Raw genomic sequence first — 15,472 nt, forward strand, 5'->3', positions numbered from 1 at the left:
AAGTAAGGAGGAAAGCTTCCTTTACTTGGCGACGATCCTGGTCGGCGTGGTATGTGCCGGGAAATACTGGTAGTCGGTACCCTTCCAGATACCCACTCCATCGAGTGTGCGAATGCCGCTGCGTTTGCTCATGTCCATCGTCTCCCCAGGTAACAGGAAAGCCGACCGGCTGCATGCCTGAGGATCCTGGTTCCCCTTCTCCTCGCATTTCCCCGTGGCGGTCACGTGAATGAACGTATTGCCCGTGTTACGCACGTTGCCCTTGCCGTCCTGTTCGAACGTGAAACGGATTGCACGCGGCCGAACAACGAGAATCGAGCTCAGGCGGATGCGCTGTTTCGCCGAAACACTGACACCACCCTTGAGCTGGGATTCGGACGAAACGGATTGCTCGATGAAGGAAAGCTGGTAATAGCGTTCCTTGTCGTCGCGTTCGCCCTGGTAGTAAATCTTGACATCGGCCTTTTGGTGCGGCGGAAGAAATACGGTTGCCGGCGAGACCAACACATCCTTCCTTTGCGCTGGCAGGACTTTGAGCGTTTTCGGGTCGCTGACCTGCTGAACCTCCGTCGACACAAACTTGGCTACCGAGTCGTCGTTTTGAATCTGCTTGACGACATAGAATTCCTTCTCTTGCATCTCGGTCGTCAACGAACCAATGCCGATCGCGCCCGCCGGCGAAACACACGCCGCCGCAACCGCCAGCACAAGAATCTTCAGATTTTTCATCGCAAGCCCTCGAAGAAAATGAAAATGCCGGACCTCAACCTTTCGAGATCCGGCACCACCAGAGTTAGACCGGTATCGAAGCTTGCTTACGCGTCAGGCGTTTTCCAGCTGGCGACGAAACGCACTTCCACGTCGCCGTTGTACTTGCCATCCGCGACGTTGGCGAGATCCGCACCAGTGAGCTTTGCACCGGCGTTGTCCGTGCCTTCGGCGATCGAGAACTTGACCGGCACGCCGTTCGCCTGGTGATACGAACCGTTCGGCGTCTTGTTCGCGCCGGCCTTCGACAGGTTCATGTTCTGCAGACCGTTGGCGGCGGTCGTCGGGGCGGTGTCACCTTTCGTGCCGGCCAGGATCTGGACCGGCGCGTCACCCAGCTCGATACCGCCGAGTTCCACGCCGACCTTCAGCGTGTCTTTCACGCCGCCTGCCGCTGCGTTCAGCGTATTGCGGGTGACTTGCGCTTCGATCGAATAGCCTTCGCCGCCCTGGTATCCCGCCGCCATCACGGTCAGCGCGCGATCCTGCGACGTGAATGCGTTGTTCGCGACGCTCCAGTCGAAGTCGAGGTTCGTGCTGCCTTCTGCATACACGCTCAGGGTCACGTCGGACTTCTTGACCACCGAGGCGGTCCACTTCACGCGCGCTTCTTCGGTAGTGGTTGCCGCGATAGCCGGGGCGGCGATCGCGAAGGCCAGTGCGGATGCCGCGGCGAGACGGAGTGCGTTTTTCTTCATGTCGAATGACTCATGGAAGTTAATCAAAGGATTCAGAATGACCGGAAAACAGCCCCGTTTTCCTCGGGGATACATCTCTAGATCAGCTCTGACACCAACCGATGAGGCATTGAATTCCCTCATCCGGAACGGCTAAGCAAATTGTCGCGATGTAAGCAAATTGAAGCAATCGTACCCAGCATGAATGGCCAATCCTCCAGGCTCGTACCCGTACGAAAACGAATATTTGCCCAAAAACGTTTGGTGTCCGAAATTGACTTCGCATCCTGATGCAAGGCCTTCCGCGGCGTTTTCATGTCGCTGGCAGGTCGCCGAAACGCGGCGACGACGTGCGGCTTCGACCCCGTTTATGAGTCGAGGCGATGCCAGTCAGCGAGAAAATCGGCATTGATATTGCCCGGCGCATTCAGTCCACGGCGTTGGACCGATGCGATAAGTGGCATCTCGTTAAAGGGAGCGATCGAGATCAGCGGGAAGAAGAGCTGGCGTGCCGCGTGATGGAGCAGTCAGCCCTAGTGCGAGAGAAAGCAATGCGCCGCTACAAAGAAACGCGGAAGAAACGACAGCCGCGCATGCAGCTTTGAATCACTGGAAGCAGTGGCCCGGAATCCGATGACGGATCGTAGTGCCGCATCTCTCAGGAATGTGCTCCGATTCTGACAGCACGCCCGCTCGACAACACGACCGTGCCCGTGACAGCTCAATCGCTCGCCCCGGCTTGATGCGATTCTTGATCCGTCACGATCCGCTCGAGCACCGACGTCACACTCGTGCGGACTCCGGCCAGCGCATCGGACGCCTCTCCGCCATCGACGTCCGGCGCGTGGCGAATCACGTCTTCCAGCCGCACACAGGCATCGACCACCGCCTGCTCGTGAATCATTGCGAATGCGCCCTTGATCGAATGAACGCGCGAGCCCACGGTCTCCCAGTCGCCATGGGCCATCGCCTCGTCGATGGCCAACAACGACTCTTCCGTGCGCTGGTCCAGCGCGGCCACGAGGCTTGGCGACAGCACGATCGACCGTTCGGCCGCGGCTACGATCGCCGCGGCGGCGTGCGGATCCGCAGCGAGCTTCAGGTGCTTGCGCGCAACCGCATCGATCGACGCAAGCGACATCGGCTTGAGCAGCACGCCCGAAATCCCCGCTTCCTGCGCGCGCCGCGTATTGGCCGCCGTGACATCGGCGGTAATCGCGATGATCGGCGTGCGCGCGCCTTGAGCGCGCAGGCACGTCGCGAGCGTGTAGCCATCCATCGCCGGCATCGCCAGATCGGTCAACACCAGGTCGTAATGCCGCTCATTGAAATAGCGCAGCGCGACGAGACCGTTCTCGACGATGTCGTACGTATAGCCGAGCGCGTCGAGCTGGTCGCGGATCAGTTCGCGATTGACTTCATGGTCCTCGGCCACGAGCACATGGATGCCGCGCAGGTCGGCGTCGTCATCCGGGGTGTCGACGTCCATTTCCACGTCAAGCGCCGTTTCGTCATCAGGCGATATCGGCACCGTCACGGTGAAGGTGCTGCCACGTCCGACCTCGCTGTCCACCGCGATCGCGCCGCCCATCGATTCGGCAATGCGCTTGCACAGCGCGAGGCCCAGCCCGGTGCCACCGAAGCGCCGCGTGATCGACACGTCTGCCTGATCGAATGCGTCGAAGATGTGCACCTGACGGTCGGCGGCAATGCCGATCCCCGTATCGGTCACATCGATGACGACCGGCGACGCAGAAAGTTCGCCCCCGCCTGCCCGCACGTCGATCGACACATGGCCGTCATCGGTGAACTTGATTGCATTTCCCACCAGGTTGACGACGATCTGCCGGATGCGCCCCGGGTCACCGACATAGTGACTCGGCAGCGCGGGATCGATCGACCAGGTGAGCGCGAGCCCCTTGCGTTGCGCGAGCGGCATGAGCATCGCGACCGCCTCCGAGATCAGGCGCGCCAGGTCGAACCTGATCGATTCGAAACTCATCTCGCCCGCCTCGACCTTCGAGAAATCGAGGATGTCGTTGAGAACGTCCAGCAACGCGCGCGACGACGACGCGACCGTGCGCACGCGCGCCGCGACGGGTGCTGCTTGCGGCAGGCGCTCCAGTAATTCGAGGTGGCCGAGAATCGCATTGAGCGGCGTGCGGATCTCGTGGCTCATCGCGGCGAGAAAGGCCGTCTTCGCCGCGTTCGCGCTGTCGGCCGCATGCTTGGCCGCGGTCAGCTGGCGAGCCAGCCGACGTTCGGCCGTCACGTCGGAAAATGCCGCGACCACCACCGGCCGCCCCTGATAGTGCGCCGGCGTCAGCTTGGCCGCGAGATCGATCATGCCACCGTCGTCGCCAGGCAGGCTCAGCTGGATGTCGGCCGTCGCCGCCTGGCTGCCGCGCTGCTCGAGGAACACTGCCGGCGCATGGCGCTTCAGCACGTCACCGATGAGCGTGCCGTCGCGCGCGCCGACACGGGCCTCGAGTGCCTGCATATGCGCGCTTTCGAGCAGCACGGTGTTGTCGCTCACGTTGACGAGCGCCAGCCCGACCGGCGCTGTCTCGATCAGCGTGCGACTCAGATGTTCGCTGTCGAACACGCGCTCCGAACGCTCGAACAGCGGCGCGACGACCTTGCGATTGAAGAGGAGGACGAACGTCCATAACAGCACGAGCGCGAGCGCGGTGGCGCTCGCGGTGCCGGCAATGCGCCGCGCCACCGTGTTCACGATGACATGCCGGGGCAATACGTAGACGAGCGACCATCCCGATCGGGCGAGCGGCATGGAAATCGTCATCGCGCCATCCGCATAGCGCTCGGTCAACTGCGACGACGACGCGTTCGCCCGCTGTTCCGCGAGCACCTGCCGGATTGTCGCGCTGCCAAGCGGCGGGGCCGACGTGCTCACCACGGGCACGCCGCGCGCATCGACGATCATGTACGTACCGGCAAACGAACCCGGAACGAGCGACTCGATCAGCCTTTCCGGCATGTACTGCCCGACGACGACACCGAAGGGCCGGCTGCCCTCGAACATCCCGGCGGCGACGCGATAGTACGTCTGCCCGGTCACCGGATCCGGCTCCGGTGGCAACCAACGGAGCTCGCGCGCGCTTTCCCGCGGGACGGCCCACTGATCGAAATTGTCGAGACCGGCCAGGTAATAGCGGGCCAGGCGCGCCCGATCGGCAATGGCGCGAGCCACGCGCGGATCGGACAACTGAGGCAGCGGGCTGATGCCGACTACCGACATCGAAGGGAAGACCACGTACCCCATCGCCTGCCACGACATATATTGCGCTTCGCTCTGCGATTTCATCTGGTGCCGGGAAAAGCCGGCAGGGCCTTTCGCGTACATCAGAATACGACGCAGCTCGTCGTCCGGACTCCGCGGAGCGCCCGGCAGACGGAGCAACAACGGCAGGTTCACATCCGCCGTGGACGGAAAGACCATTTGACCGCCATGTGCGTCGAACCGCCGCCGCATCTCGGGATCGGCAAGGCCGGAAGCTTCCCAGGCGGTCTCGCCCTGCACGGCAGCGAGCCGCACGCGGACCGCGCTGACGTAGACCCTGTCGAGCACCAGCGCCTGGTCGCGACTGAACGTCTGCCGCTCGTCACCGAGGTAGCTACGCAAGGCCCCGGTCAGGCTTAGCGCGAACGTGAGCAGGATGAAGAACGTCAGTACCCCGGCGCCCGAGAACAACAGGATCTGCTGATGGGTGCGAAAACGGCTGAGCAGGTTGAGCGACGGGGTCACACGCATGGTGGGCCTTGACGTAAGCGAGTTCGGGAACAGTATCGAGCTTCAGTATCGCGACCGCGACGCACACCGGCACGCAAGCGACGATGCGCGTTCACCGGCGCGCGGCTCACTGCCGGCCAAACAAGACGAGTATGATCCATACTTCGCTCCCTTCGGGATGCCGGCGCCGGGGCCGCCGCATCGTCGAATGGCGAGCGACCACAATATCCGGGGCGGCAATCGCGAACAACATGAACCAGTTTTCGATACGAGTGGTTATCGCGGACGATCATCCGACGGTGCTGGGTGGGCTCGTCCACACGCTGGAGCCGATTAGCACCGTCAAGGTCGTCGCGACGTGCGGGAACGCGACCGAACTCATCAAGACACTCGAGCGGCAGCCCTGCGACATAATCGTCTCCGACTATGCGATGCCGGGCGGCGAATACGCCGACGGTCTCGCGCTCTTCGAGTACCTGCAGCGGCATTATCCGGACATTGGCCTCATTGCGTTGACGGTAATGGACAGCCCCGTCGTGATCCGCTCGCTGATGTCGATCGGCATTTCGTCGATCCTGAGCAAATCCGATGCGACCGGCCATATCGTCACCGCGATTCATGCACGTTATGCGGGCGGTGCGTATTTATCGCCGATCATCGAAGCGATCGTCAAGCAGGCGGAGATCGATTCGCCGGGCGCCGCACAACCGCTGTCGCCACGCGAACACGAAGTGGTCCGGCTGTTCGCATCCGGCCTGTCGACGACCGAAATCAGCAAGCGCCTGAACCGCAGCAAGCAAACGGTGAGCACGCAGAAGGCGGCGGCAATGCGCAAGCTCGGCGTCGCGAACGACGTGGAATTGATCCGCTACGCGATCGACGCGAAACTGATTCCCGCCTCCCCTCGCAACACAGAATGAGTCCGGCCGCGTAACGGCGGGGCAACGCCCCCCGCGCACGCCCGGCGCCCTGCTTGCGGGTCGGAAAATTCAGAAGACAAGAAGACATCTTGTCTCAGCTCGGCCGAGCGTTGCGTGACCACATTCCCTCAAGCATCTGCACATCCGGCTCGAACGCCTCGCGGCCATACGCGAGGCGCTCGTGAAAATCGGCGCTTGCATCGTCGATTGGCCGCGCCTTGAAAACGCGTTCAGCCACGGCATCCTGAGCAGCCGAGCCATTGTCCGATCGAGATTTCGTACATGTACGACGTCATCTTCCCCTACGTCGATCACGCATACGATACCGGCCACACCGCAATCTCACTAGACTTTCCAGTGCCCTTTCCCGACGCGCATCTTCATCGGATGGCGAGCGAGTTCGCAACGAGCGATCGCGCTCGCCATCCCGGATCGATGACGATCCGGCACCGGCCGACAAGGTCCCGCGCCGCCGTTTGACGCGCGGCGAACCGGTCGGACGCGCAGCGACGTCTTCGGCGTTCGATCGCCATGGTTTGGGAAACGCCCTTTGCCCAGTCGTTCACCGGATAACCCTCGAATGAAGAAATTCGCCATACGCGTCGTGATTGCCGACGACCATCCCGCCGTGCTATTCGGTTTGCAACAGATCCTCGAAACCGTCGACACGTTTCGGCTTGTCGGCGTCTGCCAGAACTCGACGGAACTGATCTCGACGCTGCGACGCACACCGTGCGACGTCGTGCTGTCCGACTATACGATGCCGCCTGGCGAATACGGCGACGGGCTGGCCCTGTTCGGCTACCTGCAGCGGCATTTCCCCGACGTCGGGCTGGTCGTGTTCACGATGATGTCCAATCCCGTGGTGATCCGTTCGCTCATTACGCAAGGCGTGTCATCGGTACTGAGCAAGGCGGATCCGATCGGGCACATCATCACGGCGATTCACGCGAGCTACGCAAGCGGCAAGTACACGTCGCCGAGCATCAGCGCCCTCCTTGCCAACGCGCAACTCAGCGCGCCCGGTCCGATGCACGATCTTTCTCCGCGCGAGGCAGAGGTGTTGCGGCTTCTGGTCTCCGGACAGTCCGTCGCCGACATCGCGAGGCACTTGAGGCGCAGCAAGCAGACGGTCAGCACGCAGAAACGCAGCGTGATGCGCAAGTTCGGCGCGGCGACCGACATGGAACTGATCAAGTTCGCATTGGAAGCCACCGATCAGCGTAAGTGAGACGCTGCAAATAGGCGACTCACATGCATCACCGATGAGTCGGCTTCGCAATGGAACCTCAACCGCCGAAGCCGACACATTCCGGGACGCGCCGCTCTGCCACGTTTGACGTTTCACCGCCCAACCGTCGGGTGCAAATCGACCAGCCGGGCGACCTTACATCGGCGTTCCGCCGCGCAACCAACCGGCCGTTTTCTCTTTGAAATCGGCGCCTTATGCCGTAATACCCCGAACGTTTCACGAATCCCGCCGCCTCCCACCGCTTCTCCCATGGGCGTTTCGCCGTGTTGCTATCAATAAAATTGATCGTGACGATGAAAATTATGCGTTTTCCTTGCAGCTTGCCGTGAGGCATAGTTGCGACGTGATGACGCACCCATTGAGTTTTCAGTCATGAACATGCGAATCGAGCCGTCGGTGCTCGCGAACCCCGACCTGCAATTTGCGACGCTGTCGTCAGGCATCAGCCTGCCGTATGTCGAGCGGGGCAGCGGCGCGCCGATGGTGTTCGTGCACGGATCGTTGTGCGACTACCGCTACTGGGAACCGCAACTCGCGTCGCTGTCGGCGCACTACCGCTGCATCGCGCCGAGCTTGAGCCACTACTGGCCGGCCGTCGAAGCCGGGATCCAGGACGAATTCAGCTGGCAGAACCACGTCGACGAGCTCGCCGAATTCATCGATGCACTCGATCTTGGCCCCGTGCATCTCGTCGGCCACTCGCGGGGCGGCAGCGTCGCGTTCAACGTCGCCCGTCAGCATCCGCAGCTCGTCGACACGCTGACGCTCGCGGATCCGGGCGGTCCGCTGCAACAGCCGGGCGTGCGCGAAGCCGCGCTGCCGGCCGCCGCGATCGCACTGCGCACGAAGGCCGTGACCCTGATCGGGCAAGGCGAAGTGGAAGCCGGCCTGGAGATGTTCGTCGATTCGGTCAGCCTGCCCGGCGCCTGGAAGAAGAGCACGTCGCGCTTTCGCACGATGGCGATCGACAACGCGAGCACGCTGCCGAAGCAGCTTCAGGATCCGCTGCCCGCGTATTCGCAGCACACGGCGTCGGATATCGCATGCCGCACGCTGCTGATCGACGGCCAGCGCAGCCCGAAGATGTTCCGCAACAACGTCGAAACGCTGTCGCAGTGGATCGGCGACGTGCACCGGCAGACCGTCGCCGGTGCATCGCACGGGATGAACGCGGCCAATCCGGCTGCATTCAACGGCTACGTCCACGAGTTCATCTCGACCTGATCACGATGTGATTTCGTCAAGCGTGCGTCGCCGCGAATGCGGAGAGGTGCGGTGACGAACAGACGGCGCACGCCGGCCGTTTTGCATTCGTAGCACCAGATCCCCATTTCGTTTCATATGCGGTCCGCGCCTGCCGATAACCATCCGGACGCCTGCCCGTTTGGCGCTTGCATCGCGGAGCCCTCAGGCGAAACCGCATCGGGAAGAACACGATCAGTCGTGCGTCACAAGCGCGTGTCGAACACACGCTGCGCGAGTTCCCGCAACTCGCTGAGAACCGAGCGCACATATACGATCTGGTCGATCGCCCAGCGTTCCTCCCCGTCCATCATCTGCTCGACAGTGAAACCGGCCGGCAGCGGCGTATCGCTCATCTCGCGATAGGGAATGAACGGGTCGACCTCTTCATCGCGCATCCGGAACGCTGGCGCGGGGTAGTGGTTTTCCTGTTCGAGAATGAACGCGGTCACCTGCGGCGCATCCTCACCCAGCATCAGCAATTCGAACAGCATGCGCGCGCCTGGCAACTCGTCGTCGGCACTGCCCTGCAGCACGCCGTAATGACCGAATCCGCCAACTTCAGGCACGACACGCACGCCTTTCATGTGTACTTGGCGAATGTGCGGCGCCAGGTTCCGCAATGCACTCAGCGGCTGCTCGCATGCGTTGATCATGTTGCCGAAGTCGAACAGCGCATTGATGCGGGGATGGTTTACGCGGCGCAGCAGTGCGGCGATTTCCGCGCTCTTCAGTTCTTCGTGCTGTTCGAAGTCGACGTGGAGGTCGAAACGTTCGGCCAGTTGCGCGACATAGCGCAGATCCGCCTCGATTTTCGTCATGACCGAGGACAGCCGGCCCTCATAGCGCGAATAGACCCGCAGATCGTGCACGCCCATCACCTCCGCGATACGTGCCGCCTCGTCCACATCGGCGCGAGCGGTGCTGCTCAGTTCCAGATGGAGCGCCAGGCCCAGCGTTTGCGCTCGCTCGGCGACCGCACGCAAACCATCGTCCGGCATTCGGGCGAGACTGTTGACGTCGCCGTCGAGGACATGAATGCACATGCCGTCCAGCTCGTGACGCCACGCGAAATCGAGCAGATCGATCGGCCGATAGCGACCATGCGTCAGATTGGTCAGCAACGGGTATGCGTGGCCGAACAATCGCACCTTGTCGAGCCGGTCAAGCAGTTTCTGGGCGAGCGCCCGCGTAAGAGCGGGCACTGGCCATTGCGACGGGTCGGGCACGTTGTGGTTCAACAGCGCATCGAACCGGTCATGAAGGGGATGCAACGATGACATGCTCATTTTCTTGATGAAGGGACGTAAGTGATGGGCGACGGATCGGGCCGGCGTTCATGCAGTATCCTCACCACCCCACGGCTGGTCCGCCTGGCTGTCGACAGAAATGCGAACCGCGTCGTGGCGCCAGTATTCGTGGTCGCAGTCAACCAGCATGCCGTGCTGGTCGAAATTGACCCGCGTGATCATCAGGATCGGACTGCCGGGCGTGACGTTCAACTGCTGGGCGACGTCACCGCGCGCGGCCGATGGATAGATCTCGAATCGCGAGCGGGAAAAGTGCAGGCCGTAGCACTGTTCATAAGTCTGCGTCAGCGATTTCGAAAAATCGTGCTCGAGAATGCCGGGAAAGCGCTCCGGCTTGAGGAAATGCTCGACGTACGACACTCTGCGACCGTCCAGATAGCGTAAGCGGCGTATCTGGTACAAGCGCGTGAGCGGCGCAAGCGCCATTTCCTTGCACAGGAGCGCGTTCGCGACGACGTGCCCGATACCGACGACCTTCGTCTCCACCTGACGCTTCTGCATCGTGACCATGCGCTGAAAATACGTGCGGTAGAGCGGGTTGTAGTTCAGTCGCGGATAGGCGACGAACCAGCCACGCCGTTCTTCCCGGTAGATCAGGCCTTCGGCCTCGAGCGCCAGCAGCGCGTCCTTGAGCGTGATGCGGGTCGTGCCGAACAGTTCGCAGAGTTCACGTTCGGACGGCAGCTTCGCACCGGGAGCAAGCAGGCCGCTGTCGATCTGGCCGGTAAGCGCTTGCCGGATTTGCATGATCTGGGTTGGAGGGCGGTCGTTCATGCGATGACTAGTCCAATTGTGCTGTTTCTCGGATGCCGCCTTTTTGCCAAAGCTTGATGACGGCTTTATGACATCACGATGATCAGCAGTGCAGCGTATTGACGGCTCATTTCACGATGTCCCTTCGAGACTCTGAATAAATTGCAAGCACCGAGACGTAAAACTGACATATTCGGCGTCTAATATTCGCGCTGTTTTTTTGACTAGTCCAGAGGACGACCACCATGCGCACCCTGATCGCCGGTTGCATCGCCGGCGCCCTGAGCCTGACCATCTCCGCCGCATTCGCGCAAAATATCGACGGCCTCATCGGCGCCGCGAAAAAAGAAGGCGCGGTCAACAGCCTCGGCATGCCGGCCGACTGGGCCAACTGGCAGGACACGTGGACCCAGCTTTCACGGAAATACGGGCTAAAGCACCAGGACACCGACCTGAGCTCCGCCGAGGAGATCGCAAAGTTCGACGCCGAGAAGACCAATGCGAGCGGCGACATCGGCGACGTCGGCTATACGTTCGCGCCGATCGCCGTGAAAAAGGGCGTGACCCAGCCGTACAAGCCGACCACCTGGAACCAGATTCCAGCGTGGGCAAAAGACAACGACGGCCAATGGGCAGTGTCGTACACCGGCACGATCGCCTTCATCGTCAACAACAAGCTGGTGAAGAATCCGCCGAAGACATGGGCCGATCTGCTGAAGGGCAAATACAAGGTCGCGCTCGGTGACGTCGGCACGTCGGCGCGCGCGAGCAGTGCGGTGCTTGCCGCCGCCTATGCACTCGGCGGCAACGAGAAGAACCTGAAGCCGGCGCTCGACCTGTTCGCTGAGCTCGCGAAGCAGGGGCGGCTGACCCTGAACGACCCGAACATCGCGAATCTCGAAAAAGGTGAGGTAGAGGTCGGCATTCAGTGGGATTTCAACGCACTCGCGTATCGTGACAAGATCGACTCGTCGCGTTTCGACGTGCTGATCCCGCAGGACGGTTCGCTGACTTACGGTTACTCGACGATCATCAACAAGTATGCAAAGCACCCGAACGCGGCGATGCTGGCACGTGAATACATTCTGAGCGACGCCGGCCAGGTCAACCTGGCGCGCGGCTATGCGCGTCCGATCCGCGCCGACGTGAAGATTCCGCAGGACGTCGTCGCGAAACTGCTGCCGGCGTCGCAGTATCGCGTCGCAAAGCCCATCGGCGACATCGCTGCCTGGGAAGTCGCGCAGAAGCAATTGCCGCGCGCATGGCAGGAGCAGGTGATCGTCAACATGCAGTGAGGCTGCGTCGCGCAACCCCGGGGTTCCGCAGGAATGCGGCAACCCCCGTTGCGCAAGCAGCCCGTGCCCGCACGGGCTGCCGCAAGCCCTGCGGAGCCTCAATCCAATGAATACTTCCGTCCCCCCGCCGCTGCCGCTTCCGATGGCGACCAGCATCGCGTCCGCCCCCAAGCGTCTTGCGCTTCACTGGCGCTCGGCGCTGCTGCTCGTACCGATGCTTGCACTGTTGACGCTGTTTTGCCTCGCGCCGATGGGCTGGGTGCTCGCGCACAGTGTCGCGGGCGAACACGGCCTGTCGTTCGAGAACTTCAGCGCGATCGCCGGCTCGCCGTTCTATCGCCAGGCCTTCGGCAACAGTCTGATCGTTTCGCTCCATTCGAGCGTGCTGGCGCTGCTGATCACGCTGCCCGGTGCGGTTTCCCTGCGCCGCGTAGGCGGGCGCTTCCGTAACGCCGTGATCGCACTGACCAACATGACCGGCAATCTGTCCGGCGTGCCGCTCGCATTCGCTTTCGTTATCCTGATCGGCACCAACGGCACGCTCACGCTGATGCTGCGCGAATGGGGCTGGCTGCAGGATTTCCGTCTGTATTCGCGCGACGGGCTGATCCTGCTGTACACGTACTTCCAGTTGCCGCTCGGTTTGCTGCTGCTCTATCCGGCGCTCGACGCGCTCGACGACCACTGGCAGGATGCAGCGGCACTGCTCGGCGCGGGCCATTGCGCGTACTGGCGTCATGTCGCGCTACCGGTGCTGGCACCGGCGCTGCTCGGCACATTCATCCTGCTGCTCGCGAACGCGATGGGCGCCTATGCGACTGCGTTCGCGCTGACGTCGGGCAACTTCAACCTCGTGACCGTGCGGATCGCAAGTCTCGTATCCGGCAACATCGATCTGCAGCCGGGCCTGGCCGCCGCGATGTCGGTGATGCTCGTCGGACTGCTCGCGCTCGTCGCCGCTGTCAACCAGTGGCTGCTGAAGAGGAGCTACCATGCGCGCTGACCGTTTCCATCGCGGGGTCGTCGGGTTGCTGAGCGTGCTGCTCGTCGCGCCCGTCGTCGCAACGCTGCTCTACTCGCTCTCGCGGCACTGGGAGGCGACGATCCTGCCCGAAGGGCTGACGTTCGACTGGTACGCGCGGCTCTGGCACGACACCCGATTTCTCATCGCGTTCGGACATTCGCTGCTGCTGTGCGTCGGCACGCTGCTGCTCGCGACACTCACGATCGTGCCGGCCGCATTCGTCGTCTGCTACCGCTTTCCACGGCTCGACCGCTGGATGAACGTGCTGATCCTGATTCCGTTCTCGATGCCCCCGGTGGTCGCATCCGTCGGATTGCTGCAGTTGTTCGCCGACGGGCCGCTGCCGCTCGTCGGCACGCCGTGGATCCTGCTCGGCAGCTATTTCACCATCGTATTGCCGTTTGTCTATCGCGCACTGGCCGACAGCCTGCGCTCGCTCGATGTGACAAGCCTGATGGACGCCGCCTACCTGCTGGGCGCCGATACACCACAAGCGTTCGTCCGTGTGATCCTGCCGAATCTGCGCAAAGGCCTGACAGCGTCGCTGTTGTTGTCCTTCTCCCTCCTGCTCGGCGAATTCGTGTTTGCGAACATGCTCGCCGGCGCGCGCTACGAGACGCTGCAGGTTTATCTGTACGGCCTCAACGCCGGCAGCGGCCATCTGACCAGCGCGCTCGTGATGAGCTACTTTCTCTCTACCCTCGTGCTGACCGGGTTCGCGACCCGGCTCGGCCATTCAAGCAAATAAAGAGGCTGCGCCATGTCTCATGTGGAAATCGATGGTCTGACCAAGCGTTACGGCGCGACGACCATCTTCGAAGACATCCGGCTCGTCCTGCGGCAAGGCGAGTTCGTCACGCTGCTCGGTCCGAGCGGCTGCGGAAAATCAACGCTGCTGCGCTGTCTCGCAGGCCTGACCGGCGTGGATAGCGGATGCATTCGCGTCGACGGCCAGGACATCACCACGCTCGCGCCACAGCGGCGCGGCATAGGCATGGTGTTCCAGAACTACGCACTGTTCCCGAACATGACCGTCGCGGACAATATCGCATTCGGCCTCAAGATGCAGAAGCGTACAGCTGACGACGTCGCGCGCCGCGTGGCCGACGTGATTCGCCTCGTCGAGTTGACCGGCATGGAGGCGCGTTATCCGCACGCACTGTCCGGCGGACAGCGTCAGCGCGTCGCGCTCGCACGCGCCCTCGTCGTGGAGCCGCGCATTCTGCTGCTCGACGAGCCGCTTTCAGCGCTCGACGCGCGCATTCGCCGCAACTTGCGCGAGCAGATCCGAGACATCCAGCGACGTCTCGGCCTGACTACCGTATTCGTCACGCACGACCAGGAGGAAGCACTCACGCTGTCGGACCGGATCTTCGTGATGAATCGCGGTCGCATCGTGCAGGAAGGGGCCGCCGAGACAATCTATACCGAACCGGCCAGTGAGTTCGTCGCACGCTTCATGGGCAACTACAACCTGCTGTCTTCAGCCGAAGCGAAACGGCTGCTGGGGATCACGCTGACCGGACATCTGGCGATTCGCCCCGAATCGATCCTGCTGTGCGAACCGGGCGCGCGGCATCCCCTTCACCCGGACCCACCGGTGCCCGCGATCATTCGCGGTCGCCAGTTGCTCGGCAATATCGTCCGCTACGAAGTCGACGCCGAAGGCGTAGGCCTGCGTGTCGACCACCTGAACCGAAGCGCCGACGATTTGCTGCCGACCGGCAGCGCGATCGGGGTATCGATCGATCGCCGTCAGATGCGGGAGGTGCACTGAATGGCGCTCGCGATCTTCGACATGGACGACACGCTGATCGACGGCGACAGTTCGAACCTGTGGCTGCGGTTTCAGGTTGAACATGGTCTCGCGCCATTCGACATGCTGCCGCACGAAGCCGCATTGCTGCGGGATTACCATGCAGGCACGCTCGCAATGGAAGACTACATGGACTATACGCTCGCGCCGTTGCAGGGCATCGCGTGCGACGTGGTCGGCGCATGGATCGACCGCTTCATCGAAGCCGTGATCGTACCGCGCGTATTCCCTGACGCGTGGCGTCGGCTTGCGCTGCATCGCGAGCGCGGCGATCGCTTGCTTGTCATCTCGGCGTCGGGTGAGCATCTGGTCGGACCGATCGCGCGGCGGCTCGGTGTCGCCGACGTGATCGCGATCAGGCTGGAAACGACCGGCGACGTATACAGCGGCCGGACATGCGGCGTACTCAGCTATCGCGAAGGCAAGGTCACACGACTGCGGGAATGGCTGGCGCAGCACGGCGAATCGCTCGACGGCAGCCATGGTTATAGCGACTCACTGAACGATATGCCATTGCTGCAGTCGGTACGGCATGCGCATGTCGTGAATCCGAACGACGCGCTGCGCAATGAAGCAATCCGCAGACAATGGGTCGAGCTGAACTGGCGACGCGTACTGGCGGACGCCTGAGTGAGAACGACATACTCGTGTCGACCGCGAATAC

14 protein-coding genes are annotated in these 15,472 nt (G+C 62.3%); 9 read left to right on the top strand and 5 right to left on the bottom strand.

Features of this window, described 5'->3' with window-relative positions; genetic code table 11:
* Positions 1–21: 21 nt before the first annotated feature.
* Positions 22–729 (bottom strand): fimbria/pilus periplasmic chaperone, encoded by a 708-nt coding sequence (locus WI26_RS25535; RefSeq protein WP_069227597.1) that lies wholly within the window; start codon positions 727–729, stop codon positions 22–24.
* A gap of 86 nt (positions 730–815) precedes the next feature.
* Complete coding sequence (locus WI26_RS25540) at positions 816–1,589, bottom strand: common pilus major fimbrillin subunit EcpA (protein WP_155768820.1); 774 nt, start codon at positions 1,587–1,589, stop codon at positions 816–818.
* Positions 1,590–1,828: 239 nt separating this feature from the next.
* Between WI26_RS25540 and WI26_RS25545 the strand changes: the two genes are divergently transcribed.
* Positions 1,829–2,050 carry a hypothetical protein gene (locus tag WI26_RS25545; RefSeq protein WP_069227599.1) on the top strand — a complete coding sequence of 74 codons (222 nt, stop codon included), beginning with the start codon at positions 1,829–1,831 and terminating at the stop codon, positions 2,048–2,050.
* Positions 2,051–2,166: 116 nt separating this feature from the next.
* Here the strand turns inward: WI26_RS25545 and WI26_RS25550 are convergent, their stop codons facing one another.
* Positions 2,167–5,217 carry a hybrid sensor histidine kinase/response regulator gene (locus WI26_RS25550; protein ID WP_081334350.1) on the bottom strand — a complete coding sequence of 1,017 codons (3,051 nt, stop codon included), beginning with the start codon at positions 5,215–5,217 and terminating at the stop codon, positions 2,167–2,169.
* Between the two features lie 230 nt (positions 5,218–5,447).
* Here WI26_RS25550 and WI26_RS25555 point away from each other — a divergent pair, with 230 nt between their 5' ends.
* The 3 genes from WI26_RS25555 to WI26_RS25565 all read left to right on the top strand — a co-directional run bounded on the left by WI26_RS25555 (position 5,448) and on the right by WI26_RS25565 (position 8,592).
* Positions 5,448–6,116: a response regulator transcription factor gene (locus tag WI26_RS25555; RefSeq protein ID WP_069227600.1), complete on the top strand. Its 669-nt coding sequence runs from the start codon at positions 5,448–5,450 to the stop codon at positions 6,114–6,116.
* Between the two features lie 604 nt (positions 6,117–6,720).
* A complete protein-coding gene (locus WI26_RS25560; RefSeq protein WP_230939388.1) occupies positions 6,721–7,347 on the top strand; it encodes a response regulator in 627 nt (208 codons plus the stop codon).
* Between the two features lie 393 nt (positions 7,348–7,740).
* Positions 7,741–8,592 carry an alpha/beta fold hydrolase gene (locus WI26_RS25565; protein ID WP_069227601.1) on the top strand — a complete coding sequence of 284 codons (852 nt, stop codon included), beginning with the start codon at positions 7,741–7,743 and terminating at the stop codon, positions 8,590–8,592.
* Between the two features lie 224 nt (positions 8,593–8,816).
* On the opposite strand, the gene WI26_RS25570 is transcribed toward WI26_RS25565, so the two are convergent.
* A complete protein-coding gene (locus WI26_RS25570; protein WP_208604141.1) occupies positions 8,817–9,851 on the bottom strand; it encodes a sugar phosphate isomerase/epimerase family protein in 1,035 nt (344 codons plus the stop codon).
* Between the two features lie 96 nt (positions 9,852–9,947).
* A complete protein-coding gene (locus WI26_RS25575; RefSeq protein ID WP_069227602.1) occupies positions 9,948–10,694 on the bottom strand; it encodes a UTRA domain-containing protein in 747 nt (248 codons plus the stop codon).
* A 224-nt stretch (positions 10,695–10,918) separates the two neighbouring features.
* On the opposite strand from WI26_RS25575, the gene WI26_RS25580 reads away from it, so the two are divergent.
* The 5 genes from WI26_RS25580 (at position 10,919) to WI26_RS25600 (ending at position 15,438) form a co-directional block, all read left to right on the top strand.
* A complete protein-coding gene (locus WI26_RS25580; protein ID WP_069227603.1) occupies positions 10,919–11,968 on the top strand; it encodes an ABC transporter substrate-binding protein in 1,050 nt (349 codons plus the stop codon).
* Positions 11,969–12,074: 106 nt separating this feature from the next.
* Positions 12,075–12,971, top strand: a complete 897-nt coding sequence (locus WI26_RS25585; RefSeq protein ID WP_069227604.1) for an ABC transporter permease — start codon at positions 12,075–12,077, stop codon at positions 12,969–12,971.
* Complete coding sequence (locus WI26_RS25590; protein WP_069227605.1) at positions 12,961–13,740, top strand: ABC transporter permease; 780 nt, start codon at positions 12,961–12,963, stop codon at positions 13,738–13,740. The genes WI26_RS25585 and WI26_RS25590 overlap by 11 nt, the downstream gene beginning before the upstream one ends.
* Positions 13,741–13,752: 12 nt before the next feature.
* A complete protein-coding gene (locus WI26_RS25595) occupies positions 13,753–14,769 on the top strand; it encodes an ABC transporter ATP-binding protein (protein WP_069227606.1) in 1,017 nt (338 codons plus the stop codon).
* Positions 14,770–15,438: an HAD family hydrolase gene (locus WI26_RS25600; RefSeq protein WP_069227607.1), complete on the top strand. Its 669-nt coding sequence runs from the start codon at positions 14,770–14,772 to the stop codon at positions 15,436–15,438.
* Positions 15,439–15,472 lie beyond the last annotated feature (34 nt).

The organism is Burkholderia diffusa, assembly GCF_001718315.1.
Classification (GTDB): domain Bacteria; phylum Pseudomonadota; class Gammaproteobacteria; order Burkholderiales; family Burkholderiaceae; genus Burkholderia; species Burkholderia diffusa_B.